The 24,686-nt window shown below is 44.8% G+C and carries 24 protein-coding genes; 23 read left to right on the top strand and 1 reads right to left on the bottom strand.

Features of this window, described 5'->3' with window-relative positions:
* Positions 1 to 35: 35 nt before the first annotated feature.
* The 4 genes from icmF (at position 36) to ACRPI0_RS00380 (ending at position 6,247) form a co-directional block, all read left to right on the top strand.
* The gene (gene icmF / locus ACRPI0_RS00365) at positions 36 to 3,305 is read left to right on the top strand and encodes a fused isobutyryl-CoA mutase/GTPase IcmF (protein ID WP_432354024.1); all 3,270 of its coding nucleotides are present in this window, start codon (positions 36 to 38) and stop codon (positions 3,303 to 3,305) included.
* Between the two features lie 375 nt (positions 3,306 to 3,680).
* Complete coding sequence (locus ACRPI0_RS00370) at positions 3,681 to 3,848, top strand: hypothetical protein (RefSeq protein ID WP_432354025.1); 168 nt, start codon at positions 3,681 to 3,683, stop codon at positions 3,846 to 3,848.
* A gap of 75 nt (positions 3,849 to 3,923) precedes the next feature.
* Entirely contained in the window at positions 3,924 to 4,463 is a 540-nt protein-coding gene (gene rpoE, locus ACRPI0_RS00375; RefSeq protein WP_432354026.1) for a DNA-directed RNA polymerase subunit delta, read from the top strand.
* A gap of 182 nt (positions 4,464 to 4,645) precedes the next feature.
* Positions 4,646 to 6,247 (top strand): CTP synthase, encoded by a 1,602-nt coding sequence (locus ACRPI0_RS00380; protein WP_432354028.1) that lies wholly within the window; start codon positions 4,646 to 4,648, stop codon positions 6,245 to 6,247.
* Positions 6,248 to 6,353: 106 nt separating this feature from the next.
* On the opposite strand, the gene ACRPI0_RS00385 is transcribed toward ACRPI0_RS00380, so the two are convergent.
* On the bottom strand, positions 6,354 to 6,869 hold the full coding sequence (locus ACRPI0_RS00385) for a DUF2529 family protein (protein WP_432354029.1): 516 nt from the start codon (positions 6,867 to 6,869) through the stop codon (positions 6,354 to 6,356).
* Positions 6,870 to 7,000: 131 nt separating this feature from the next.
* Here ACRPI0_RS00385 and ACRPI0_RS00390 point away from each other — a divergent pair, with 131 nt between their 5' ends.
* The 19 genes from ACRPI0_RS00390 (at position 7,001) to upp (ending at position 24,648) form a co-directional block, all read left to right on the top strand.
* Positions 7,001 to 7,363: a response regulator gene (locus tag ACRPI0_RS00390; RefSeq protein ID WP_432354031.1), complete on the top strand. Its 363-nt coding sequence runs from the start codon at positions 7,001 to 7,003 to the stop codon at positions 7,361 to 7,363.
* Positions 7,364 to 7,476: 113 nt separating this feature from the next.
* Positions 7,477 to 8,334: a class II fructose-bisphosphate aldolase gene (locus ACRPI0_RS00395; RefSeq protein WP_432354033.1), complete on the top strand. Its 858-nt coding sequence runs from the start codon at positions 7,477 to 7,479 to the stop codon at positions 8,332 to 8,334.
* A 103-nt stretch (positions 8,335 to 8,437) separates the two neighbouring features.
* Positions 8,438 to 9,085, top strand: a complete 648-nt coding sequence (gene fsa, locus ACRPI0_RS00400) for a fructose-6-phosphate aldolase (RefSeq protein ID WP_432354035.1) — start codon at positions 8,438 to 8,440, stop codon at positions 9,083 to 9,085.
* Between the two features lie 19 nt (positions 9,086 to 9,104).
* Positions 9,105 to 10,388, top strand: coding sequence for a UDP-N-acetylglucosamine 1-carboxyvinyltransferase (locus tag ACRPI0_RS00405; RefSeq protein ID WP_432354037.1), 1,284 nt, complete (start codon positions 9,105 to 9,107; stop codon positions 10,386 to 10,388).
* Positions 10,389 to 10,486: 98 nt separating this feature from the next.
* The gene (glpX, locus tag ACRPI0_RS00410; RefSeq protein ID WP_432354039.1) at positions 10,487 to 11,452 is read left to right on the top strand and encodes a class II fructose-bisphosphatase; all 966 of its coding nucleotides are present in this window, start codon (positions 10,487 to 10,489) and stop codon (positions 11,450 to 11,452) included.
* A gap of 113 nt (positions 11,453 to 11,565) precedes the next feature.
* Complete coding sequence (rho, locus tag ACRPI0_RS00415; protein WP_432354041.1) at positions 11,566 to 12,849, top strand: transcription termination factor Rho; 1,284 nt, start codon at positions 11,566 to 11,568, stop codon at positions 12,847 to 12,849.
* A 1,044-nt stretch (positions 12,850 to 13,893) separates the two neighbouring features.
* Positions 13,894 to 14,118 (top strand): 50S ribosomal protein L31, encoded by a 225-nt coding sequence (gene rpmE / locus ACRPI0_RS00420; RefSeq protein ID WP_432354043.1) that lies wholly within the window; start codon positions 13,894 to 13,896, stop codon positions 14,116 to 14,118.
* A 101-nt stretch (positions 14,119 to 14,219) separates the two neighbouring features.
* Entirely contained in the window at positions 14,220 to 14,822 is a 603-nt protein-coding gene (locus ACRPI0_RS00425; RefSeq protein WP_432354045.1) for a thymidine kinase, read from the top strand.
* A gap of 161 nt (positions 14,823 to 14,983) precedes the next feature.
* Complete coding sequence (gene prfA / locus ACRPI0_RS00430) at positions 14,984 to 16,060, top strand: peptide chain release factor 1 (RefSeq protein WP_432354047.1); 1,077 nt, start codon at positions 14,984 to 14,986, stop codon at positions 16,058 to 16,060.
* A complete protein-coding gene (gene prmC / locus ACRPI0_RS00435) occupies positions 16,014 to 16,904 on the top strand; it encodes a peptide chain release factor N(5)-glutamine methyltransferase (RefSeq protein WP_432354049.1) in 891 nt (296 codons plus the stop codon). The genes prfA and prmC overlap by 47 nt, the downstream gene beginning before the upstream one ends.
* 48 nt (positions 16,905 to 16,952) lie before the next feature.
* The gene (locus ACRPI0_RS00440) at positions 16,953 to 17,537 is read left to right on the top strand and encodes a stage II sporulation protein R (RefSeq protein ID WP_432354051.1); all 585 of its coding nucleotides are present in this window, start codon (positions 16,953 to 16,955) and stop codon (positions 17,535 to 17,537) included.
* Between the two features lie 59 nt (positions 17,538 to 17,596).
* Positions 17,597 to 18,634: an L-threonylcarbamoyladenylate synthase gene (locus ACRPI0_RS00445; RefSeq protein ID WP_432354053.1), complete on the top strand. Its 1,038-nt coding sequence runs from the start codon at positions 17,597 to 17,599 to the stop codon at positions 18,632 to 18,634.
* A gap of 108 nt (positions 18,635 to 18,742) precedes the next feature.
* Positions 18,743 to 19,243 (top strand): manganese efflux pump, encoded by a 501-nt coding sequence (locus tag ACRPI0_RS00450; RefSeq protein WP_432354055.1) that lies wholly within the window; start codon positions 18,743 to 18,745, stop codon positions 19,241 to 19,243.
* Positions 19,244 to 19,298: 55 nt separating this feature from the next.
* Positions 19,299 to 19,739 (top strand): low molecular weight protein arginine phosphatase, encoded by a 441-nt coding sequence (locus ACRPI0_RS00455; RefSeq protein ID WP_432354057.1) that lies wholly within the window; start codon positions 19,299 to 19,301, stop codon positions 19,737 to 19,739.
* Positions 19,739 to 21,034 carry a methyl-accepting chemotaxis protein gene (locus tag ACRPI0_RS00460; RefSeq protein ID WP_432354059.1) on the top strand — a complete coding sequence of 432 codons (1,296 nt, stop codon included), beginning with the start codon at positions 19,739 to 19,741 and terminating at the stop codon, positions 21,032 to 21,034. Before ACRPI0_RS00455 ends, ACRPI0_RS00460 begins: the two co-directional genes overlap by 1 nt.
* A gap of 177 nt (positions 21,035 to 21,211) precedes the next feature.
* Positions 21,212 to 21,652, top strand: coding sequence for a ribose 5-phosphate isomerase B (gene rpiB / locus ACRPI0_RS00465; RefSeq protein ID WP_432354061.1), 441 nt, complete (start codon positions 21,212 to 21,214; stop codon positions 21,650 to 21,652).
* A 16-nt stretch (positions 21,653 to 21,668) separates the two neighbouring features.
* Entirely contained in the window at positions 21,669 to 22,214 is a 546-nt protein-coding gene (locus ACRPI0_RS00470) for a TIGR01440 family protein (RefSeq protein ID WP_432354062.1), read from the top strand.
* Between the two features lie 56 nt (positions 22,215 to 22,270).
* On the top strand, positions 22,271 to 23,524 hold the full coding sequence (gene glyA / locus ACRPI0_RS00475; RefSeq protein ID WP_432354064.1) for a serine hydroxymethyltransferase: 1,254 nt from the start codon (positions 22,271 to 22,273) through the stop codon (positions 23,522 to 23,524).
* A gap of 494 nt (positions 23,525 to 24,018) precedes the next feature.
* Positions 24,019 to 24,648, top strand: a complete 630-nt coding sequence (gene upp / locus ACRPI0_RS00480) for a uracil phosphoribosyltransferase (RefSeq protein WP_125102532.1) — start codon at positions 24,019 to 24,021, stop codon at positions 24,646 to 24,648.
* Positions 24,649 to 24,686 lie beyond the last annotated feature (38 nt).

Below are 24,686 nucleotides of genomic sequence, written 5' to 3' on the forward strand. Positions count from 1 at the left end.
TGGGGAAACGGAAAAAAGCAAAGGGGTGCTCAAATATGGCAACAGCACAATCACAACAAGAGATTTACAAACCAACGCATCACGTACGATTTGTAACAGCGTCCAGTCTATTTGACGGACACGATGCAAGTATCAATATCATGCGACGCATTTTACAATCGACAGGCGCAGAAGTAATCCATCTCGGACACAACCGTTCCGTGGAAGAAGTCGTGAACGCGGCAATCCAGGAAGACGTGCAAGGGATCGCGATTTCATCGTACCAAGGTGGACACGTCGAATACTTTAAATACATGTACGACTTATTGAAAGAACGTGGCGCAGGTCACATTAAGATCTATGGCGGCGGTGGCGGCGTCATTATTCCAAAGGAAATTAAAGAACTTCACCAATACGGGATTGCTTGGATTTTCTCTCCTGAAGACGGTCGCAAACTTGGCCTACAAGGGATGATTAATCGGATGGTTGAAGAATGTGACTATGCGACTGAAGTGAAAGACGAAATGGCCTATTTGGAGCAAGTTGAAACAACGAAGCCCGAATTGCTTGCGAACCTCATTACGTACGCAGAAGAGCATTATGATGACCAAGACGAGAAAGCAGTGACGCTTCTTAACCGTGCGCGCGAGATGACTAAAGGCACGCCAGTTCTTGGGATAACGGGGACAGGTGGAGCAGGTAAGAGTTCATTAACCGATGAATTGATTCGGAGATTTCTCCATGAATTACCGGACCGAAAAGTCGCGATACTTTCCATTGACCCGACGAAACAAAAAACAGGCGGAGCGCTTCTTGGTGACCGAATCCGGATGAACGCAATCTTCAACAAACGCGTATTCATGCGCAGCCTCGCAACGCGTGGCTCCCGTACAGAACTTTCAGGTGCGTTGAAAGACGTACTCGATATCGTCAAAGTGGCGGGTTATGACTTGATCATCGTGGAAACGAGCGGTATCGGGCAAGGGGATGCGGAAATCGACGAAGTCTCAGACGTATCGATGTACGTGATGACGAGTGAATTCGGCGCACCTTCACAGCTTGAAAAAATCGACATGATCGACTTTGCCGACTTGATTGCTATTAATAAGTTCGAGCGTAAAGGTTCAGAAGACGCATTGAACCAAGTGCAGAAACAGTACCAGCGGAGTCGCCTTTTGTTTGACGATCCGATAGATTCAATGCCGGTATATGGCACAATTGCAAGCCAATTTAATGACAAAGGGACAAATACGTTGTTCGCTGCAATCGTTGACACGTTGAATAAAAAATGTGGAAGCGACTGGAAGACATCTTACACAGAATTCGTGAAAACACAGAAACAGAACGTCATCATACCTAATGACCGTCTGCAATATTTGCGAGAAATCGCTAATACGGTCCGAGGTTACCATCAACGCACAGAACAGCAAGCACACTTGGCGACTCGTATGTATCAGCTAGAAGGAGCACTTGCAGAAGTACGCGAAAAGTCTCCGGACGATGCACTCGTGAAATCACTTGAGATGCTCCATGACAATGTCCGCAACGAAATGACGGCTGAATCGAGACGCATTCTAGACAACTGGAACACGTTGAAAGAATCGTACGCACAAGAAGAATTCGTTACAAAAGTTCGGGATAAAGAACTCCGGACTGCGCTCACAACAACGAGTCTGTCTGGATTAAAAATCCCGAAAGTCGCGTTACCGAAATTCAAAGACTATGGGGAAATCATTCGTTGGGTCTATAAAGAGAACGTACCTGGCTCCTATCCATATACAGCAGGCGTATTCCCATTCAAACGTGAAGGGGAAGATCCGAAGCGTCAGTTCGCAGGAGAAGGAACACCGGAACGTACGAATCGCCGTTTCCATTACTTGTCGAAAGATGATGATGCAAAACGTTTGTCTACAGCATTCGACTCCGTGACATTATACGGCGAAGACCCAGACGAGCGTCCTGACATCTACGGGAAAGTCGGAGAATCAGGCGTTAACATCTGTACGCTCGAAGATATGAAAAAGTTATACGCTGGCTTCGATCTATGTGCGCCATCGACATCCGTTTCGATGACCATCAACGGCCCAGCACCGATCATCCTAGCAATGTTCATGAATACGGCGATCGATCAGCAAGTGAAGAAACAGGAAGAAGAATTAGGTCGTACGTTATCAGTGGATGAATTCACGGGAATCCGTGAATCGACGTTACAAGTCGTCCGTGGGACTGTGCAAGCTGATATTCTAAAAGAAGACCAAGGACAAAACACGTGTATCTTCTCAACAGAATTCGCGCTTCGGATGATGGGCGATATCCAGCAGTATTTCATCAACAAAAAGGTGCGCAATTATTATTCCGTTTCAATTTCGGGCTATCACATCGCTGAAGCGGGCGCGAATCCGATTTCGCAACTTGCGTTCACACTTGCTAATGGCTTCACCTATGTCGAGTATTACTTGAGCCGTGGCATGAATATCGATGACTTCGCACCGAACTTGTCGTTCTTCTTCTCGAACGGTCTCGATCCTGAGTACACGGTTATCGGTCGCGTAGCACGTCGCATTTGGGCAGTTGCAATGCGTGAGAAATATGGTGCAAACGACCGCAGCCAAAAGCTGAAGTATCACGTCCAGACTTCAGGTCGCTCACTTCACGCTCAAGAAATTGACTTCAATGACATCCGAACAACATTGCAAGCACTTATGGCATTACAAGATAACTGTAACTCGCTTCATACAAACGCGTATGACGAGGCAATCACGACACCTACGGAAGAATCTGTTCGTCGCGCAATGGCAATTCAAATGATCATCACAAAAGAGCACGGGTTATCTAAAAACGAAAACCCACTCCAAGGATCATTCATTGCAGAAGAACTGACGGATCTTGTAGAAGAAGCCGTGCTTCAAGAGTTCGACAAACTTAACGACCGTGGCGGTGTTCTAGGATCAATGGAAACGCAATATCAGCGTGGAAAAATCCAAGAAGAATCTATGCTATATGAAATGAAAAAACACTCAGGCGAACTTCCAATCATCGGTGTCAACACATACTTGAACCCGAATCCTCCATCTGAAGAAGACATCGACAGCATGGAACTCGCACGCGCAACGCAAGAAGAAAAAGAAACACAAATCAAAAACCTCCGTGCATTCCAATCCGTCCATACAAATGAAACGGAACAAGCACTCACAGACTTAAAACAACTCGCTATCTCAGGAGGCAACATCTTCGAGGCACTCATGGACACTGTAAAAGTCGCAAGCCTTGGCCAAATTACCAACGCCCTATACGAAGTAGGCGGCCAATACCGACGCAACATGTAACACAGCACCAAACAAGAGCGGGTACCCCTCGCTCTTATTTGGTGTCTTAGTATGTATTGATTTATCTATCTACCTACCCCAATGATTGAGTGGTATCAACATCCTTTATGAATTTCAGTTGATCACTCTTGAGATTTACATCATATTGAAGTGTATCTCAAACTCGTTTTAATCCCGTTGATTGGAGTGGAAGGCGTCGACTCCGAAGGGATCAGCGAGCCAGGGGAGACCCCCCTGGAAAGCGTCCGCCAGTAGTGCAGATTAACACCGTTCATCACCCCTACCGAATTTATTCCAGCATCAAATTATTTTAAGTGGATTTTAAGCACTAAAACAACGTATACTATATAGAATGGCCGAAAAGAGGTGCGGAAGTTGAAGATGATGCTTCATCTTGTTATCATAATCACACTAATCGTACTGACGTATGTACTCTATGGAAAAGGATTAGGGGCTATCCCCTTCCTACTCGCGGCCGCGTATTTACTTATGATTAGTTGGAGAGAACTAAAACGATTCCGCAACAGAAGAAAAACCCAGTAACAAAGAACCACATCGGATACATGAACGAAACATAGAAGTCGCAGAAAGGGCGTGCATCTCATGGACTTGAAAAACATGACAAAAGAACAAATTAACGACGAATCCCTAATCGATCTTAGCTTCGCTATTTTTGAAGAACGCCGTGAACCAATCACTTTCCAAAAACTAATGGACGAACTCCGTGGTTTAATGGGCATCACTAAAAAAGATATGGAAGGACGCCTTCCACAATTCTACACAGACATTAACACAGACGGCCGATTCATGGCTATGAACGATGGAGGTTGGGCTCTTCGTGAATGGTACCCAGTCGACCAGATTGAAGAAGAAACAGCACCTGTTGTAAAAACGCGCAAGAAAAAGAAAAAAGCTTCGGATGACGATGACGAAGATGACTTGGAAGACTTGGATGAGTTGGACGAGGACGAAATCTTCGAAGAAGACTACGAAGAACTAGGCGATGAAAAAACATTGGACGATGAAGAAGAAATAGATCCAGATGAAGAAGATGTTGAAGACCCGGCAGACGGACTTGAAATCGTACCGGACGAAGACATTGATTTAGACGAAGAGGACGAAGACGATGAAGAAGAGGAAGAGGACGAAGAATTATAATCATTCCTTGACTTACAAAGTCATCCGCTATACAATCTAATTGGGCTCCTTTTTAAAGGACAAACGAACGGATGTTTAAGCGCTCCTTCTGCAGAGAATACTGCAGCAGGGGCGCTTTTTCGTTATTAAACCTTATCAAATCAGCCTTTCCCGACTACTACACACTACAGGAGGAATCATTCATGACGAAATATATATTTATTACAGGCGGTGTCGTTTCCTCACTCGGAAAAGGCATAAATGCAGCATCACTAGGAAGACTTCTTAAAAATCGTGGCTTGCAAGTGACCATGCAAAAGTTCGATCCATATATTAACATCGATCCAACAATGATGAGTCCATTACAGCACGGAGAAGTATTCGTGACACAAGATGGCGCAGAAACCGACTTAGACATCGGACACTACGAGCGATTCATCGATATCGATTTAAACCGATACTCCAACATTACTATGGGGAAAGTGTACTCACTTGTCCTTCAAAAAGAACGCAATGGGGAGTATAACGGAGCGACTGTTCAAGTCATTCCACACATCACAAACGAAATCAAGACACTCATCAAGCGCGCTGGTCAAGAAATGCATGCAGACGTGGTCATCACTGAAATTGGCGGTAGCGTCGGTGACTTCGAATCATTGCCATACCTTGAAGCCATTCGCCAGATGAAAACAGATCTTGGTAAAGACGATGTTATGTACATTCACAACACACTCGTTCCTTACTTGAAGGCTGCCGGTGAAATGAAAACAAAACCGACACAACACAGCGTGAAAGAATTACGTAGTCTTGGAATTCAACCGAACATGATCGTTCTAAGAAGCGAATACGCAATTCCTCAAGAAATGAAAGACAAAATCGCGTTGTTCTGTAACATCAAACCTGAAGAAGTTATCGAAGCGACAGACGCGGAAACATTGTACGAAGTGCCTCTACGTTTGCATGAACAGAAAATGGACGATATCGTTGTCGAGTTCCTTGGCTTAGAAGCGAAGCAACCAGAAATTGAAGAAATGAAAGAACTCGTTAATCTCGTGAAAAATCTCTCGAAAACAATTCGTGTGGCACTCGTAGGAAAGTATGTTGAGTTGCAAGATGCTTACATCTCACTTGTGGAAGCACTTTATCATGCAGGATATGCATTTGATGCAGATATCGACATCAAGTGGATCAATTCAGAAGAAGTAACTTCAGAAAACGTAGCAGAATTGCTATCTGACGTTGACGGACTTCTAGTACCAGCAGGATTCGGAGAACGCGGTGTAGACGGAATGATTCATGCAATTGCCTATGCACGTAAAAACAACGTTCCATTCCTTGGAACAGGTTTAGGTATGCAACTTGCAGCAGTTGAATATGCACGTGACGTTTTAGGACTCGGTCACGCACATTCTATCGAATTCGATGCACAAACAAACGATCCAATCTTCTTATTGCACCCAGACTATCGCAACGGACGAGAAGACGAGAGCACATTGCGCTTAGGAAGCTATCCATGCGAAGTCAAAAAAGGTTCAAAAGCGTACGAAGCTTACGGCATAGAACTTGTTGAAGAACGTCATCGTCATCGTTACGAATTCAACACGGCTTACAAACAACGTTTTGAAGATGCAGGAATGGTGATTTCGGGAATCAGCCCGGACGAGCGACTTGTAGAGATTATTGAAGTGCCAAGCCATCCATTCTTTATCGGCTGTCAGTTCCACCCAGAATTCGTTTCACGTCCGACACGCCCACAACCACTTATTAAAGGTTTTGTCGAAGCGGTATTATCACGTCAAAACTAATTCCTCTCAACCCCCCCACATTTGTATTGAGCAAATGTGGGGGGGTTCTTATTTAATAAGTGAAATATTTGTCGAATCCTCTTGTAGCGCTAACTTCTATAAGATTTTATAAATTCATTAACATTTCATCATAAGAAATTTTGACAGCCTCGTAGATGAATAATGATGCGAGTAAATGAGGCACAACGACACGTTCACCCTCGTCATTAGGGATTAGCCCTTTTAAAATCCCCGTAGAAATGTAGACATCAGCAAGCTCTGATAGTTCATTATCTTCTGAAGCTTTCTCCGCTGAAACAACTGCGAACGGGATATTATGTTTCGTCAAAAGTCGTGCTAATTCGACTGCTTTCTCATCAGATGAATTGCGTGTGAATAGCCAAACTCGATCCATCGATCCTAATTGGAGAGTAGCGGAATAAGCAATCGCGTGTGCAAAAGGTTCTGCGCCTTCAATTGCATTCGATAGTACACCAGTCATTTCTTTGTTGCCGTACAATACGACACGACCTTCCCCAATGCCAGCTTGAGCTAATAACCGTGCTGTATCTTCAATTGCCTCTTCATGATTGGTTGCAAGCCGCTGCAAAAGACCGGATAGTTGTGTAGTTAGCATTTTCATAATGTAGCCCCCTTATCTACTAGTATAGTGAATTCGAAATAAAATCGCGATAAAAGAAGGGTTTACATGTTATTTGTCAAACTACTACTAATATTCAATTATCATTTATAGGAATGTAAGGAGGGATATTTTTGAAGAAGTTACTGATCGTAGATGATCAGGTTGGAATTCGAATGTTACTGAAGGAAGTTTTCAAACTTGAAGGGTATGACATTATATTAGCTTCCAATGGTAATGAAGCCTTGCTGCATATGGCGAGTAGCATGCCAGACTGCGTGTTAATGGACATGAAGATGCCTGGACTGAATGGGAATGAAGTGCTTCGAAACATAAAAGATACCAATCCTGAAATACCTGTTGTCATGATGACGGCTTATGACGAAATTGAAATCGGAAATCATGAGACAACACATCGAGCTGATTACTATTTCACGAAACCTTTTGATATCCATGAAGTACGTAGCACAATCAATCAATTACTAAAAGAAACTTAGCGTCCATTTCCCCACAAGTGGAAGTGGTGCGTTTTTTTTGGTATGATAAGTTAGGATAACATCCATACATCAAACAAATGTAACCATTTCCATATTCGAAGGAGGAACTACACATGGCACTCGTATCAATGAAAGAAATGATGATTAAAGGTAAGCGAGAAGGATACGCGATTGGGCAATTCAATTTGAACAATCTAGAGTACACGCAAGCGATTTTAAAAGCGGCTCAAGCGGAAAACTCGCCGGTCATCCTAGGTGTATCTGAAGGTGCAGCACGTTACATGGGCGGTTTCACGACAGTCGTCCACATGGTTAAAGGTCTAATGCATGACTACAAAATCACCGTGCCTGTTGCGATTCATCTAGATCATGGTTCGAGTCTTGAAAAGTGTAAAGAAGCTATTGACGCAGGATTCACATCTGTCATGATCGATGCTTCTGCTAAACCTATCGAAGAAAATATAGCAATTACAAAGCAAGTCGTAGACTATGCACATCCGAAAAACGTTTCTGTCGAAGCAGAGCTCGGATTAGTTGGAGGTCAAGAGGACGACACCATTGCGGAAGGTGTCATGTACGCAGATCCTACAGAGTGTAAACGTCTTGTCGATGAAACAAATATCGACTGCTTGGCTCCTGCACTAGGTTCTGTACACGGACCTTACAAAGGTGAACCAAATCTTGGATTTGAGGAAATGGAAGAAATTTCAAAACAATCCGATCTTCCACTTGTGTTACATGGCGGTACAGGAATTCCGACAAAAGACATTCAACGCTCAATTTCACTTGGAACTGCAAAAATTAACGTCAATACAGAAAACCAAATCCAAGGAACGAAAAAAGTGCGTGAAGTATTAGCATCAGATCAGGAAGTTTACGATCCACGTAAATTCCTTACACCAATGCGTGAAGCAATTCAAGCATCAGTAGTAGGGAAAATGCGCGAGTTCGGTAGCTCACAAAAAGCGTAACTAAGATTTTTTCACGTCACCCATGTGACAACACTTACTAGGGGGAGACATCTTGAATATGGATGAATCTCCTCCTTTTTAATTTAAAGGGGGCAAACGGACTATGAAGTTTTTCATCGATACAGCAAATTTTGAAGAAATTAAAGAAGCACACAGTTGGGGGATTTTGTCGGGAGTTACCACGAACCCATCTCTCGTTGCGAAAGAGAACATTTCGTTCCACGATCGTTTGAAAGAAATCACGGCACTCGTTCCGGGATCAGTAAGTGCAGAAGTTATTGCTTTGGACGCAGAGGGTATGATCAAAGAAGGTCGCGAACTAGCAGCTCTCGCACCAAATATTACTGTTAAATTGCCGATGACTCCTGAAGGGTTAAAAGCGTGTTCTGTCTTTTCAAGCGAAGGCATCAAGACAAACGTTACACTCATTTTCAGTGCGAACCAAGCATTGATGGCAGCGCGAGCAGGAGCTACGTACGTATCTCCGTTCCTCGGTAGACTTGACGATATCGGCCAAGATGGTCTTGCATTGATTGAAACAATTGCAGATATCTTTACGATTCATAACATCGATACTGAAATCATTGCAGCGTCAATCCGCAGCCCGCAACAAATTACAAATGGTGCACTTGCAGGAGCTCACATTTCAACAGTTCCATTCAAAGTGTTACAACAACTGTTCAGCCATCCACTGACAGATAAAGGGATTGAACAATTCTTAAAGGATTGGGAAGCCCGCGACAACAAGTGATTGCGTAAAGGAGATTGAAATGGAAGTATATAAAATACAAGGCGGCACCCCTCTGAAAGGGAACATTAAAGTTAGCGGAGCGAAGAATAGTGCAGTTGCACTTATTCCAGCGTCAATTTTAGCTGATTCCCCAGTCACGATAGAAGGGTTGCCCGAGATTTCTGATGTCCATACGTTACAAAGTTTACTGGAAGACATCGGAGGTAAAGTTGACTTTACAGATGGAACTATGACAATTGATCCTTCCGAAATGATTTCCATGCCACTACCAAATGGCAATGTGAAGAAGTTACGAGCTTCGTATTACTTGATGGGTGCTATGCTTGGAAAGTTTAAAAAAGCGGTCATCGGATTACCGGGCGGCTGTCATTTAGGCCCACGTCCAATTGACCAGCACATCAAAGGGTTCGAAGCACTCGGAGCCAAAGTTACAAACGAACACGGCGCAATCTATCTGCGAGCTGATGAATTGATAGGCGCTAAGATCTACCTCGATATCGTCAGCGTAGGAGCGACCATTAACATTATGCTTGCTGCAGTTCTCGCTAAAGGGAAAACCGTTATTGAAAACGCGGCTAAAGAGCCTGAAATCATCGACGTTGCAACATTGCTATCCAATATGGGAGCTAATATAAAAGGTGCCGGAACGAATGTCATCCGAATCGAAGGCGTAGAAAGCTTAAGCGGAACACGTCACACGATTATCCCTGACCGTATTGAAGCAGGAACGTTCATGATTATGGCTGCGGTTGCAGGTGACGGCGTCACGATCGACAACGTTATTCCGTTACACGTTGAAGCGGTAACAGCGAAACTTCGTGAAATGGGTGTTGTGGTAGAAGAGGATGAAGAGAAAATCTTCATTCCAAAAACGAAGGAACTAAAAGCAGTGGATGTCAAAACGCTTGTCTATCCTGGATTCCCAACGGATTTACAGCAACCGTTTTGTGTGTTATCCACACAAGCAGACGGAGCATCCATGCTTACAGATACAATCTATTCTGCACGTTTCAAGCAGATTGACGAACTCCGTCGGATGAACGCAACGAGCAAAGTTGAAGGACGCTCTGCGATTATTCATGGACCGACACCGCTTCACGCTGCAAAAGTTAAGGCCAGTGATTTACGCGCGGGTGCATCACTCGTGATCGCAGGCCTCATCGCTGAAGGGGAAACTGAAATTCAAGGAATCTCCCATATTGAGCGAGGTTACGGCGGTTTAATCGAAAAATTGCGTGGTCTTGGTGCTTCTATTGAAAAAGTGGGAGTTCCTGATGAAGACGACGTGCAAAGCAATTCATAAAACAGCTTAGTGCTCAATCAATCCTGTGGTATAATAGATTGAACGATTGAAACAGTTACACAATCTGCAACTAGCAGAAAACGGGAGGAATTCTAGAGATGGAACGCAGTTTATCGATGGAGCTTGTACGTGTGACAGAGGCGGCGGCAGTTGCCGCATCGCACTGGATGGGACGAGGTTTGAAAAACGAAGCGGATGACGCAGCAACAACAGCAATGCGTACGGTGTTTGATACAATTCCGATGCAAGGCGTAGTTGTGATCGGTGAAGGTGAAATGGACGAAGCCCCAATGTTATACATTGGAGAAGAGCTTGGAACAGGCAACGGGCCATTCGTTGACGTAGCAGTCGATCCTCTTGAAGGGACAAACATCGTAGCTTCGGGCGGCTGGAATGCACTCGCTGTTATCGCTATCGCGGACAAAGGAAATCTCCTGAATGCTCCTGATATGTATATGGATAAAATTGCAGTGGGCCCTGAGTGTGTCGGTAAAATTGACATCAATGCGTCAGTTACAGACAACTTGAAAGCCGTTGCAAAAGCGAAAAACATGAACTTGAATGAAATCACGGCGACGGTTTTAAATCGTGAACGCCATGCAGACATCATTTCTGAAATTCGCGCAGCAGGTGCTCGCATTAAGCTGATCAATGATGGAGACGTAGCAGGTGCTATCAATACAGCATTTGAAGGTACTGGTGTCGACATTCTTTTCGGACTTGGTGGAGCTCCTGAAGGCGTCATCGCGGCAGTCGGATTGAAGTGTCTCGGCGGAGAAATTCAAGGGAAACTAATCCCAATGAATGACGCTGAACGTGAGCGTTGCGTGAAAATGGGCATCGACGTGGACAAAGTCCTTTACATGGACGACCTCGTGAAAGGGGACGACGCAATCTTTGCAGCAACTGGTGTAACAGATGGCGAACTCCTTCGCGGCGTACAATTCACAGGCGGCCATTCAAAAACGCACTCACTCGTTATGCGTTCAAAGTCCGGTACTATCCGTTTCGTAGAAGGACGCCATAGTATGGACAAAAAACCTCATCTTGTGATGAAAGACTAAGTAACCCCAAAATTGCCCGGCAACCAGCCGGGCAATTATTTTGTACCTCAGCAGCAATCGCTGCACCCCCAAAACAAAACATGATCCTAAACTTTAAAAGAGTGGTGCCAATAATGACAATGATAACGTTAGCCGACTTGGAAAACATGACGCTCAAAGAGCTTTATGCACTTGCCAAGGAATATAAAATCAGCTATTACAGCAAACTGACAAAAAAAGAACTGATCTTTTCAATCCTAAAATCCCGCGCAGAACAAGAAGGTTTCTTCTTCATGGAAGGTGTACTAGAAATCATTCAATCCGAAGGGTATGGTTTCTTACGTCCTATTAATTACTCATCGAGCTCAGAGGATATCTACATCTCTGCATCCCAAATTCGTCGATTCGATCTACGGAACGGAGACAAAGTAACAGGGAAAGTACGACCTCCAAAAGAGAACGAACGTTATTACGGACTCCTACAAGTCGAAGCCGTCAACGGACAAAACCCAGAAGTCGCACGGGAACGCGTCCACTTTCCAGCACTTACGCCACTTTATCCGACGCGTCATATTAAGTTGGAAACGGATTCAAGCAATCTATCGACTAGAATCATGGACTTAGTATCGCCAGTCGGTTTCGGACAACGTGGGTTAATCGTTGCGCCACCAAAAGCAGGTAAAACGATGTTGTTGAAAGAAATTGCTAATGCAATTACAACAAATCACCCTGATGCGGAACTTATTGTTCTACTTATCGACGAACGTCCGGAAGAAGTAACGGACATCGAGCGTTCCGTGAATGCAGATGTCGTTAGTTCTACATTCGATGAAGTTCCTGAAAACCATGTCAAAGTGGCAGAATTAGTATTGGAACGAGCAATGCGCCTAGTTGAACATAAACGCGATGTGGTCATTCTTATGGATTCGATTACACGTCTCGCGCGTGCCTATAACCTCATCATCCCGCCAAGCGGTCGGACATTGTCAGGCGGAATTGACCCTGCGGCATTCCACCGTCCGAAACGATTCTTCGGAGCTGCCCGTAACTTGGAAGAAGGCGGCAGCTTGACCATCCTTGCAACAGCATTGATCGACACAGGATCACGCATGGACGAAGTCATCTACGAAGAATTTAAAGGAACTGGCAACATGGAACTGCATCTAGACCGAACACTCGCAGAACGCAGAATCTTCCCAGCCATCGACATCCGTCGCTCGGGCACACGAAAAGAAGAACTTCTCGTCCCTGCCAACCAACTTGAAAAACTATGGGCAATCCGAAAGACATTCTCAGACGCACATGACTTTGGAGAACGTTTCCTAAAAAAACTCCGACAATCCAAATCCAACGCAGAATTTTTCGAAAAACTAAACGGCGACATGAAAAACCAACGCAACGGAAAAGGATTGCTCTAACTAAAGCGCAGGCGGCTTGATAGTTCCCACGGGCGTTGGAAGAAAATCCGAAAAGGCGTACTTTGCCTTAAAGGGTTTTCTGAAACGACCCCGAGAGGCTAGCTGACGCAGCCGGATGAAAAAAAAGTAAGGACTAGCAGGCAACCGATCGATGGCTGCCTGTTTTGTTTATAGTAGGGAGATACGTGCGGATTCTTATCTGTACCAGCAACGGACAGCAAGGTTATGAGCGTTTTTTGAGTTTTATGATCACATTCCGGAGTTTATGAGCGGAATTCTGGAGTTATGATCACATTTCCTGGTTTATGAGCAGTTTTCGTGGATTATGATCAGATTTCCGGATTTATGAGCGTTTTACGAGTTTTATGAGCACTTTGCCTACGCACCACCTTCATTCCGTTCAATGAAGAGCACTCACTCTTACGCTTCTCTGCAGTAAATGCTTCGCAACGCGAAGCACACCAATCAGCACTAGGTTTTAATTGGTTAAAGGCACTTTTGATGCAAGCTGGATTGCTAGAGGGAAACGTGTACGCCTTTGAAACACACTCCCATGCGTAGTGTGATTTTCTATCTTTAAAGAAGACCCACCTACTGAATGGGGAAAGTGCCTCATCTAGAAAAGCTAACCTATTCTCGATAAAAAGTGTTGCTTATTATTCCTAAGGAAACGCCCGCTCCCACAAGAATCCGTTGATCGATACGTTAAACTGCGACTCCTGGGGATTAGCGAAGATTGAATATCCCGTAGGGAGTGAAGCGACTGAGGAAGCTGAAATCAAGCTCCCCGGAAAGCGACAACCTGAAACGGAAATCAACCCTGTTTCTAATAACTTGCAACGAACATAACACCTGCCGAACCTTCAACTTTTCCAAACAAAAACCTTGCGAACATCCCCACAATTTGATAAGATTAACTCATATGATTCATATACGACTGACAAACACGGGTCGTGTAAGGCATCTGTCTTTTACTGGAAAGGCGAAAGCCAACCAGAATAAAAACTCTGTGCTAGATGGTTCAGGGCGAAGGGAGAGAGACCGATGAAAGCAGGAATTCATCCGGATTACAAATTATCAACTGTTACTTGTTCATGTGGAAACACATTCGAAACAGGTTCAGTAAAAGAAGATATCAAAATTGAAGTTTGTAACGAGTGCCACCCATTCTATACTGGACGCCAGAAATTCGCTACAGCAGATGGACGTGTGGACCGTTTCAACAAGAAATATGGTATCAAAGAAGAAATCAAAGAAGAAAGCAAGTAAGAACGGCTTTCCAATTCCCGTCTGGTGCATTGCGCCTGGCGGGAATTTTCTTTTAATCTGCACTTTTACTAACTTTTTAGATAGACGAAAGGGGATTCACCATGTACGTTTCCATGCAAGGCGGGTGGGTTGAAGTCATTTGTGGAAGTATGTTCTCTGGAAAGTCAGAAGAACTCATTCGCAGAATCCGTCGCTCTCAATTCGCCAAACAAAAAATCGCAGTATTCAAACCAGAACTCGACAATCGGTATAGTGAAGAAGCGGTCGTCAGCCATAATGGGACAACCGTCATCGCCATGCCTGTCGCCTGTTCTGCAGATATCGTGGCACAAGTGACAGACGACTGCGACGTCATCGCAATTGACGAAGCTCAATTTTTTGATGAAGGAATCGTCGATACGGTTATGGAGCTAGCGAATCACGGATTTCGTGTTATCGTCGCAGGACTCGATCAAGACTTCCGAGGCGAACCTTTTGGTCCGATGCCACGATTGATGGCGATTGCGGAGATGGTTACAAAACTTCAAGCCGTTTGTACCATTTGTGGCTCCCCATCGAGCCGGACACAGCGCCTCATTAACGGCAAACCTGCTGGATTTGATGATCCCATTATCCTTGTAGGTGCTTCAGAAGCATACGAACCTAGATGTCGCATGCACCACGACGTCCCGAAAGGCGTTTCTATCCAACCTCAAGCGGAATAACTGCATGCTAAAGAGACAGGCCGATTGGCAAACTGTCTCTTTGTTGCGTTATCCCGGGAAAATGACCCAACTCAACTAGAATCCCCGCAACAATTGTATATTTGCGAGCCTCAATACCGTACAATAACACTAAGACTAATCTAATAAGAGGTGAACCTATCATGTATGACAGACTCCAAGCCGTCGAAGACCGATACGATCGTCTGAACGAATTGCTGAGTGATCCCGATGTTGTCAGTGACTTGAACAAACTCCGTACTTATTCCAAGGAGCAATCGGATCTTCAAGAAACGGTCGATATCTATCGTGAGTACAAACACGCACATGAAGCAAAACGAGACGCGAAAGAAATGCTTGAAGAAACGACAGAGACTGATATGGAAGAGCTTATCAAAATGGAACTTTCCGAGCTCTCTTCAACAATCGAAAAGTTAGAAGGGCGTCTTAAATTATTACTCGTTCCAAAAGATCCGAACGACAACAAAAACGTCATTATGGAAATTCGAGGAGCCGCAGGTGGAGACGAAGCTGCATTATTCGCAGCAAAACTGTACCGTATGTATAGCCGATTCGCTGAAATGCATCACTGGAAAATTGAAGTGATGGACTCCTCGCCTACAGAACTTGGTGGATTTAAAGAAATCATTTTCATGGTAAGTGGAAACGGTGCCTTCTCTAAATTGAAATTTGAGAACGGAGCACACCGTGTTCAGCGCGTTCCCGAAACGGAATCAGGCGGTCGAACTCATACATCTACCGCAACGGTCGCTGTATTGCCAGAAGCAGAAGAAGTCGAAATCAATCTTCATGACAAAGATATCCGCACCGATACGTTTGCGTCATCTGGCCCTGGAGGACAGTCCGTCAACACGACAATGTCCGCGGTCCGACTCATTCACTTACCAACCGGAATCACTGTTTCCTGTCAGGATGAAAAATCGCAAATCAAAAACAAAGAAAAAGCGATGAAAGTGTTACGTGCCCGTGTTTATGATAAATTCCAATCGGAAGCACAAGCGGAATACGATGAAAAACGTAAATCTGCGGTCGGTACGGGAGATCGTTCTGAACGAATCCGAACATACAATTTCCCTCAGAATCGGGTCACTGACCATAGAATCGGGTTCACCCTTCAAAAACTAGATCAGATCATCGAAGGGAAAATGGATGAATTGATCGAAGCGTTGACGCTTGAAGACCAAGCGCGCCGTTTGGAAAGTCTGGAATCCAATGACTGAAACCATTCATGCTGCGCTAAAAAATCTGGAGTCACAACTCGGTGATAACGGGCTCGACGTCAACGCCGCATTTCTATTATTAGAACACATTACGGAAAAATCACGTGCATCGCTACTTGCTGATTTGCGTGAACCGCTCACTGTACGGCAAGCCGAGCAATTCGAACAACTACGTGCAGAATTGCTAACGGGCAAACCTGTTCAGCACATCATCGGTGAAGAATGGTTTTACGGGCGGGCCTTCACTGTCTCAAAAGACGTGTTGATTCCGAGACCGGAAACAGAAGAACTTGTACAAGGAGCGTTGCAACGTGCAACTCGTTTATTCAACGACAAGTCAATTCGCGTAGCGGATATCGGTACAGGTAGTGGTGCTATTGCAATAACCTTCCAACTTGAACGTGAAGAATCACAAGTGACGGCGACGGATATTAGCGAAGCTGCACTTGTAGTTGCTAGGCGTAATGCAGAGCGTAATGGAGCCAAGCTGACGTTTCTACAAGGAGACTTGGCACAGCCGCTCATGAATGAGAAGTGGGACATCATTTTGTCCAATCCACCTTATATTGGTATGGAGGAAGCACCATCTATGTCTTCAACCGTCGTAGATTACGAACCGCATAACGCTCTTTTTGCAGAAGAAGGCGGACTTGCACTCTATCAAAAACTTGCAGAAACATTACCGCCGATTATGAATAAGCCGTCATTAATTTGCTTGGAAATCGGGTATTTACAAGGTTCCGGTGTGAAGCAAATGTTTAAACAAGCATTTCCTAATGCAACGATTGAAGTCGTTCAAGACATGAATGGCAAAGACAGAATGATATTTTGTGAGATTCAGTGAATAAACCCTCCTAAACCTGTACACAATGAAGGTCAGGAGGGGATGAACATGTTACCTGATTATCCACAGTTCGCACAACAACCAAAATCTATGAATGAAACGAATCATACTTGGAAGAAACGAATAATCGCACTCGTTGAATTTATTCTTATATTGATTATGCTACAGGCAGTTCTTACGCTCTTTCAAGACCATACGAGTGAGGAACCGATACGATATCGAATTCTAGCTCACTCAGATTCTACGACAGACCAAGCGGTGAAAGCGCGTATTCAACAAGAAATCGAGCCAATGATTGCGGGTGCATTGGCAAGATCGACAACAGAAGAAGCACTCGAGTTTGAGCTTGCTAGTTTAGAAGCGGGGATAATTGAAGTAGCTGAGCGTCATTCACCAAATCGAGCAATCACATTGGAGCGAAAAACTGCATTGTTCCCAGCGAAGCGCTCTGATTTCGGAATTTATCCACAAGACCTGTATGATGCGTATATTTTAACGATTGGTAGCGGCCGCGGAGCGAATTGGTGGTGCTCGATATTCCCGAAAGTATGTTATGAAGAAGAGGATGTACAAGAAGGGGAGCAAGAAGTGAAATTCTTCGTATGGGAGTGGATAACTTCTTGGTTCGAATGAGGATATCCACTAAAAATGTGGATAACTCCAATCAAAGCGTTGATAAGGAGGATGAAACTATGAACACTCAAACTGTGAAAGTGGATAATGGTGTGGATAACGATGATAGTTATCAACAAGTTGTGGATTGTTTGCAAAATGGAGGAGTAGTGGCGTTTCCAACCGAAACGGTCTATGGACTTGGAGCGCTCGCTACAAATCTAGATGCAACGAAACGGATCTTTGAAGCCAAAGGTCGTCCTTCTGACAATCCACTGATCGTACATATTGGTACAAAAGAAGAAGTGAGCACATATGCCGAAGAAATTCCTGAAACAGCGATCCGATTAATGGACGCGTTTTGGCCAGGTCCGATTACGCTGATTTTTAAAGAAAAGCCTGGCGTCATCGCGTCGAACGTCACTGCAGGAATCGGTACGGTCGGGTTACGTATGCCGAATCATCCTGTTGCGTTGAAATTACTAAAGTTGCTCGGTGGTCCTCTTGCTGCTCCGAGTGCAAATCGAAGTGGTAAGCCAAGCCCAACGAAAGCAATTCACGTGGCGCTCGATTTAGATGGAAAAATTCCATTCATTTTAGATGGTGGTGCAACGGGTGTCGGTGTGGAGTCGACAGTTATTGATATGACAGCTACGCCTCCAGCAGTATTACGTCCGGGCGGAATTACAGTCGAAATGATTGAAGCTGTCATTGGGCCGGTGCGCTCTGAAGTAAATGCAGAAGAATCCGAGACGCCACGTGCGCCAGGCATGAAATACATGCACTATTCCCCGGATGCACCAGTTTGGTTAATCGAACCCGATTCGAACCAAATCGAGCGGGCTGTGGATAAGTTAATGAACGCAGGTAAGAAAGTTGCGATCATCGGTCCTGACGAGCTTAGAACGGACAAGTCTCAATGGTATTTCTCGACAGGAACGATAACGGATCCAAGTCAACTTGCGGCAACCCTCTATAATGCGCTTCGTCTGTGTGATGAAACAGAGGCTGATGTAATTCTTGCAGTCGAGACGCAGTCTGAAGGAATGGGCGTCGCTGTGATGAATCGCTTGAAAAAAGCCGCAGATGGCAAACGTTTTTCATCCGAAACAGAATGATAATCTTTCTGAACAAAACACGATTCCTCCAAATCTAATACTTTCATGAATGGCCTCCCTAGGCGCCGCATAAGATGGACTGGCGCAAACACTGGGGAGGTTCTTCAATTGGTAGAAATCATTGCTGCATTAGTGACAACCATCGATATCCTAGTTATCTATACATTACTGCACGTGCGGAAACGGAAATGGCTGATTGCCCTATGGACAGCATTCCTGAATGTGTTATTTCCTCTCGTTGGATTTATGGCGGGCGAATTCTCCGCTCAAGTCTTTTCCGAATGGAGTGGTATCCTTTCAAGTGTAATGCTCGGACTTATCGGTCTACATATGTTGCTGCAAGAAGAGAACGAGACTAGAACTAAAGTAGCAGGCCCACTACTCATTGCTGTGGCAGTTAGCTTAGATGGGTTCTCTGTAAGCATGTCTTTCGGATTAATGCATTTAGATAAATGGCTATTCATAGCATCTACTGGAATTCTATCGTTAGTGCTTTCCTACGCAGCATTGCGTGCAAACCTTACAATGACGGCAGGTTCGAGAACCATTTTGAGGCGTTTTGCAGGACTTGTCTTAATAGCAATGGGGATATTGTCATGGATTTCTTAAAAAAACTGTTTCCGTTTCGGGATGAATCAGGTATGATGGATAGTAGGTGATTAGGATGAATATTTGCTTTATTTGTACAGGAAATACATGCAGAAGCCCATTAGCAGAAGGGATTCTGAAATCGAAACATCTAGAAGGCGTTTCGGTTCGCTCAGCAGGTTTGTATGCAACAGACGGGGGTCCGATTTCCACTCAATCTAAGTTCATATTGGAAGAAAACGGAATGCCGATCACATCAACATCTCGTCGATTTTCAGAGCGGGATTTACAATGGGCGGATCACGTTTTGACGATGACTGCATCTCATCGGGATACGTTGCGGCAAGTATACCCTCACGGAGCGCAGAAAATTGTTACATTGAAAGAGTTTGTAGGAGCTAGTGAATACGATGTACAAGATCCATACGGAGGCAATCTCGATGTTTATCAAGATACATTTGACGAGTTGTCCGAACAGATTGATGTGCTTGCGCGCAAGTTAATGGGGGAACAGTAATGACAGAAACGAAGAAGAAGTTCGGATTGAAATGGAAACTCGTTCTATTTATAACGATTCTCGCGATAGTTACGTACTCGACGAGTGCTGTGTTCATCAACATTATACAACCACAATTTTTCCCGAATGCCAATCCGCGTTGGTTTGGAATTATGACGTATGGCTTAGGAATTTTCTGGTCTGCTGTACTGGCAGCCCTTTTCAGCACAATTTTAACGAAACCGCTTCAACGTCTCGAAGAGGAAGCGATGCGCATTGCTGACGGGAAAATCGGTACCGATATCGAATTGCCGAACTCGTCTGATGAAATTCGCTCTGTTGCAGAAGCATTCCAAAAAGTCGTTGTGAACTTGCGTGGAATAGTAGGTCAGATTGAAACTAACTTTGAAAAAACGTCCCGCTCTGTAGAAGTCCTTCACAGTGAAACGAGTTCTGCATCCAACCAAGCAGATTCAATCGCATCGACGATTATTGAAATTTCGTCAGGTGCAGAGGCTTCCGCCATTGCGATCCAGGAAACGGCAGAAGCAATGGAAGACATTCGAGCGCTCGCATCTGACGTCAGTACGCGTGCAGATGAGTCGTCTAAGCAGTCGAATGATATGCTCGCAGAACTAAAACGGACAACCGATGCATACCGTACATTGGTCGGGGGAATCCGTAACATGTCAACGCAAAGCGAAGAATCTCTTGAAACGATTCGTGATCTAGATCGGAACGCACAAAAAATCGGGGAAATCGTTCAGCTGGTTGGTAATATCGCTAACCAAACGAACCTACTTGCATTGAATGCTTCTATTGAAGCAGCACGTGCGGGCGAACACGGAAAAGGCTTTGCAGTTGTTGCAGAAGAAGTACGCGTCCTCGCTGATGAAAGTGCGAAATCCGTTCAGATGATTGGCGGTCTCGTCGGAACCATTCAAACCGATGTATCGAAAGTCGTGAAGGAAATGGAAATGCAAGTAAAAACAGCCGCTCAAGAAGCTGGCCGTGCTGACGAAACGAACAAGAGCATTTTAGCGATGGCAACAACCGTAACGAATATGGCTGACTCCATCACAGGGATTACTAAACTCGTCGAACACCAACTCGGTACCATCGAAAAAACAGCACACCAATCTCAAGAAGTCGCTGCAATCGCAGAAGAAACTTCTGCAGGTGCTGAAGAAGTACAAGCAGCAACGGAAGAACAAGCTCGTTCTATCGAACAGACAAACGTCTTAGCGAGTGAACTGAAAGACCAATCCGAAGCTTTGTACGATGTCATCCACAAATTCGATACGTCACAAAAATAAGTCGGCCTAGCGCCGGCTTTTTGTGTGCAATCAATGCTTTTTGGTTGAAAATTATGTTTCCTTTGCTCTTGATTTCATCCAACATAAAGAACAATCTCGGACACTACTTCTTACTGTGTTTTTCTTTAGAACAATGATAGAATAAGTTGTAAGTATATTAAGAAAAGAGGGACGCACGTGAAACTCGCGATTTCTTCCGACCATGGCGGAAACAATTTACGTCGTGAAATAACCCAATTACTCACTGAACTAACTATTGACTTCGAAGACTTCGGTCCTGAAGACGGTCAGTCTGTCGACTATCCAGACTATGCAGCACCGGTAACAAAAGGTGTCGCGTCCGGTGAATTCGATAAAGGCATTCTGATCTGTGGTACAGGTATTGGCATGTCGATAGCAGCCAATAAAGTGAACGGCATCCGCTGTGCACTCGTCCATGACGTATTTAGCGCGAAAGCTACAAGAGGTCACAATGATACAAACGTATTAGCGATGGGTGAACGCGTAATAGGCCCAGGTCTTGCACGTGAAATCACTCAAGCTTGGTTGGAAACACCGTTTGAAGGCGGTCGTCACGAGCGTCGAATTGAAAAGTTAATGCAACTCGAAAACAACTAAGAAAGTGGGGGGCACCATGGATGCAACTATTTTATGGAGACTTCAGTTAGAACAAGTACTCGCAGAATTTGCTGATCAAACTTCCTTGGTACCCGATTCCATTTTTGTCATAGGCTGTTCCACTTCAGAAGTGGCTGGCAAACGGATCGGTACGGCAGGAGCTCTTGAAGTAGCACAAGCGCTTTATGGCCCGCTCTCTCAATTTGCTGAAACACATCAGGTACATCTCGCTTTCCAAGGGTGCGAACACATTAACCGCGCCCTTACGATGGAGAGGAATGTAGCGCAACAATTCAGGCTAGAGCCTGTTTCAGTTGTGCCCGTCCAAACTGCAGGCGGTTCAATGTCCTCGTATGCATTTGAGCATTTAAAGGATGCAGTTGTTGTTGAATCCGTGCAAGCGAATGCCGGTATCGATATCGGACAGACCTTGATTGGCATGCAATTGAAGCCGGTCGCTGTCCCGATTCGCACATCCGTTAAACAAATTGGTGAAGCAGTCGTTACCTGTGCCACTACCCGTCCTAAACTAATCGGCGGGGCTCGTGCACAGTACGAATAACTCAAGGCGGAGACTTTGAGATACTAAAAACAATAGACGCTAAAGGGGAAATGAACATGGATTTGAGCAATGTGAAACGCGAAGATAGTGCTGTTTTTGAAGCAATTATGGCAGAAAAGAATCGACAGAACGCTAATATCGAATTGATTGCATCAGAAAACTTTGTCTCTGAAGCGGTCATGGAAGCACAAGGTTCCTACTTGACGAACAAATATGCAGAAGGCTATCCGGGCAAGCGCTATTACGGTGGCTGCGAACACGTCGATGTCGTTGAAAACATCGCACGCGACCGCGTTAAAGAGTTATTTGGCGCAGCTTATGCAAACGTTCAAGCACACTCAGGAGCACAAGCGAACATGGCAGTTTACTTCACAGTACTCGAGCCGGGTGACAAAGTTCTTGGGATGAACCTTTCTCACGGTGGTCACTTAACACACGGTAGCCCAGTGAACTTCTCTGGTAAGCTGTACAACTTCGTAGACTACGGCGTAAGCGAAACAGACGAGCGCATAGATTATGAAGATGTTCGTCAAAAAGCACTTGAGCACAAGCCGAAGATGATCGTAGCGGGTGCAAGTGCATACCCACGCGAAATCGACTTCAAGAAATTCCGTGAAATTGCTGATGAAGTCGGCGCATTCTTAATGGTTGATATGGCACACATCGCTGGACTTGTTGCAGTAGGCGAACATAATAGTCCAGTACCTTACGCACATTTCGTAACGTCCACAACACACAAAACATTACGAGGCCCACGTGGCGGCGTTATCCTCATCAACGAAGAATTCGCTGATGAATACGGCAAGAAAATCGACAAAACAATCTTCCCAGGCGTTCAAGGTGGCCCGTTGATGCACGTCATCGCTGCTAAAGCGGTCGCATTCGGTGAAGCCTTGCAGCCTGAATTCAAAACATACATTCAGCAAGTGAAAAAGAATGCAGTAGCACTTGGCGAAAAGCTTGTTTCTGAAGGAATCGACATTGTTTCAGGCGGAACGGACAATCACTTAATCCTTCTGAACTTAACGAAACTTGGCATGACTGGAAAAGTAGCAGAGCATGTATTGGATGAATGCGGTATTACCGTTAACAAAAACACGGTTCCTTTCGATAAAGAAAGCCCATTCGTCACTTCAGGAATCCGTATCGGAACACCAGCTGTTACATCACGCGGATTCAAAGAAGACGACATGAAAGAAGTCGGCGCAATCATCGCGAAACTTCTAAAGAACCACGAAGACGATGCTGTGAAAGAAGAAGCAAAACAGCGCGTAAAAGCACTAACAGATCAGCACAAATTGTATGCATAAGCAGTAGCACAACCGCCATCCTCGCGATGGCGGTTTTTGTATGCGTTGTTTTAGGCTAGGGACCTTACGATTGAATTGTAGTTTGATGCCGATAAATTCACTATCATGCCGATTCTACCCGCGAAACTTCCGATTCTCATCGCTATCTTTCCGATACCACGTTCGATCTTTCCGAATCCCCTCGAGCACACACAAATCCGTCTTAAAACAAGTGAAGCGCTCCCAATAAATCCCTTAACGCACGTGAATTGTGCTTCATTGTCGATAAACTTCAAGAAGTGATGGACAAAGTGCTATAAGTGAAGAAGAATCCACGGCCAGTGAACGACAACTTACCGTAAGTGTCGGACAAACCACCCTAAGTGACTGGCAACGCAAAACCACCCTAAACAAAACCGTGTAAATGTTCCGGAAATTCGAAACTTCTCCCTATGTACCTACAATCGTCGTCATTCTGTTATACTGTATGGGACAAAGTAAAAGGAGCGATTCTAATGGCTAAAGTACACGTATTCGATCACCCGCTCATTCAGCACAAACTTACATTCATCCGCGACGTAAATACAGGAACGAAAGAATTCCGCGAACTTGTTGACGAAGTTGCGACATTGATGGCTTTTGAAATCACACGTGAATTACCCCTTCATGAAGTGGATGTTGAAACGCCGGTTTGCATGGCAAAATCAAACGTTCTTGCAGGAAAAAAACTCGGAATCGTTCCAATCTTGCGCGCAGGCATCGGTATGGTAGATGGTATCTTGAAACTAATTCCGGCAGCACGCGTCGGCCACGTTGGTCTATTCCGTGATCCAGAAACACTTCAGCCACACGAATATTTCGTGAAGTTGCCATCTGACGTATCTGAACGTGAATTGATCGTCGTTGACCCAATGTTAGCGACAGGCGGAACAGCAGTAGAAGCCGTCAACTCACTCAAAAAACGCGGAGCGAAGCACATTAAATTCATGTGTCTCATCGCAGCACCTGAAGGCGTGAAAGTATTTACAGATGCTCATCCTGACGTAGACGTTTACATCGCAGCACTAGATGAAAAACTGAACGATCATGGCTACATCGTACCAGGACTCGGCGATGCTGGGGACCGTTTGTTCGGAACCAAATAATTGGGGAAGGCGTGAACGCGTTGAAACGCAAATGGAAA

The organism is Sporosarcina sp. A2 (assembly GCF_050858885.1).
Classification (GTDB): domain Bacteria; phylum Bacillota; class Bacilli; order Bacillales_A; family Planococcaceae; genus Sporosarcina.

Bases quoted from the DNA above. Each gene is read 5' to 3' on its own strand.
- icmF (WP_432354024.1), top strand. From the start codon at position 36: ATGGCAACAGCACAATCACAACAAGAGATTTACAAACCAACGCATCAC.
- rpoE (WP_432354026.1), top strand. From the start codon at position 3,924: ATGACAAAAGAACAAATTAACGACGAATCCCTAATCGATCTTAGCTTC.
- ACRPI0_RS00380 (WP_432354028.1), top strand. From the start codon at position 4,646: ATGACGAAATATATATTTATTACAGGCGGTGTCGTTTCCTCACTCGGA.
- ACRPI0_RS00385 (WP_432354029.1), bottom strand. From the start codon at position 6,869: ATGAAAATGCTAACTACACAACTATCCGGTCTTTTGCAGCGGCTTGCA.
- ACRPI0_RS00395 (WP_432354033.1), top strand. From the start codon at position 7,477: ATGGCACTCGTATCAATGAAAGAAATGATGATTAAAGGTAAGCGAGAA.
- fsa (WP_432354035.1), top strand. From the start codon at position 8,438: ATGAAGTTTTTCATCGATACAGCAAATTTTGAAGAAATTAAAGAAGCA.
- ACRPI0_RS00405 (WP_432354037.1), top strand. From the start codon at position 9,105: ATGGAAGTATATAAAATACAAGGCGGCACCCCTCTGAAAGGGAACATT.
- glpX (WP_432354039.1), top strand. From the start codon at position 10,487: ATGGAACGCAGTTTATCGATGGAGCTTGTACGTGTGACAGAGGCGGCG.
- rho (WP_432354041.1), top strand. From the start codon at position 11,566: ATGACAATGATAACGTTAGCCGACTTGGAAAACATGACGCTCAAAGAG.
- rpmE (WP_432354043.1), top strand. From the start codon at position 13,894: ATGAAAGCAGGAATTCATCCGGATTACAAATTATCAACTGTTACTTGT.
- ACRPI0_RS00425 (WP_432354045.1), top strand. From the start codon at position 14,220: ATGTACGTTTCCATGCAAGGCGGGTGGGTTGAAGTCATTTGTGGAAGT.
- prfA (WP_432354047.1), top strand. From the start codon at position 14,984: ATGTATGACAGACTCCAAGCCGTCGAAGACCGATACGATCGTCTGAAC.
- ACRPI0_RS00440 (WP_432354051.1), top strand. From the start codon at position 16,953: ATGTTACCTGATTATCCACAGTTCGCACAACAACCAAAATCTATGAAT.
- ACRPI0_RS00445 (WP_432354053.1), top strand. From the start codon at position 17,597: ATGAACACTCAAACTGTGAAAGTGGATAATGGTGTGGATAACGATGAT.
- ACRPI0_RS00455 (WP_432354057.1), top strand. From the start codon at position 19,299: ATGAATATTTGCTTTATTTGTACAGGAAATACATGCAGAAGCCCATTA.
- ACRPI0_RS00460 (WP_432354059.1), top strand. From the start codon at position 19,739: ATGACAGAAACGAAGAAGAAGTTCGGATTGAAATGGAAACTCGTTCTA.
- ACRPI0_RS00470 (WP_432354062.1), top strand. From the start codon at position 21,669: ATGGATGCAACTATTTTATGGAGACTTCAGTTAGAACAAGTACTCGCA.
- glyA (WP_432354064.1), top strand. From the start codon at position 22,271: ATGGATTTGAGCAATGTGAAACGCGAAGATAGTGCTGTTTTTGAAGCA.
- upp (WP_125102532.1), top strand. From the start codon at position 24,019: ATGGCTAAAGTACACGTATTCGATCACCCGCTCATTCAGCACAAACTT.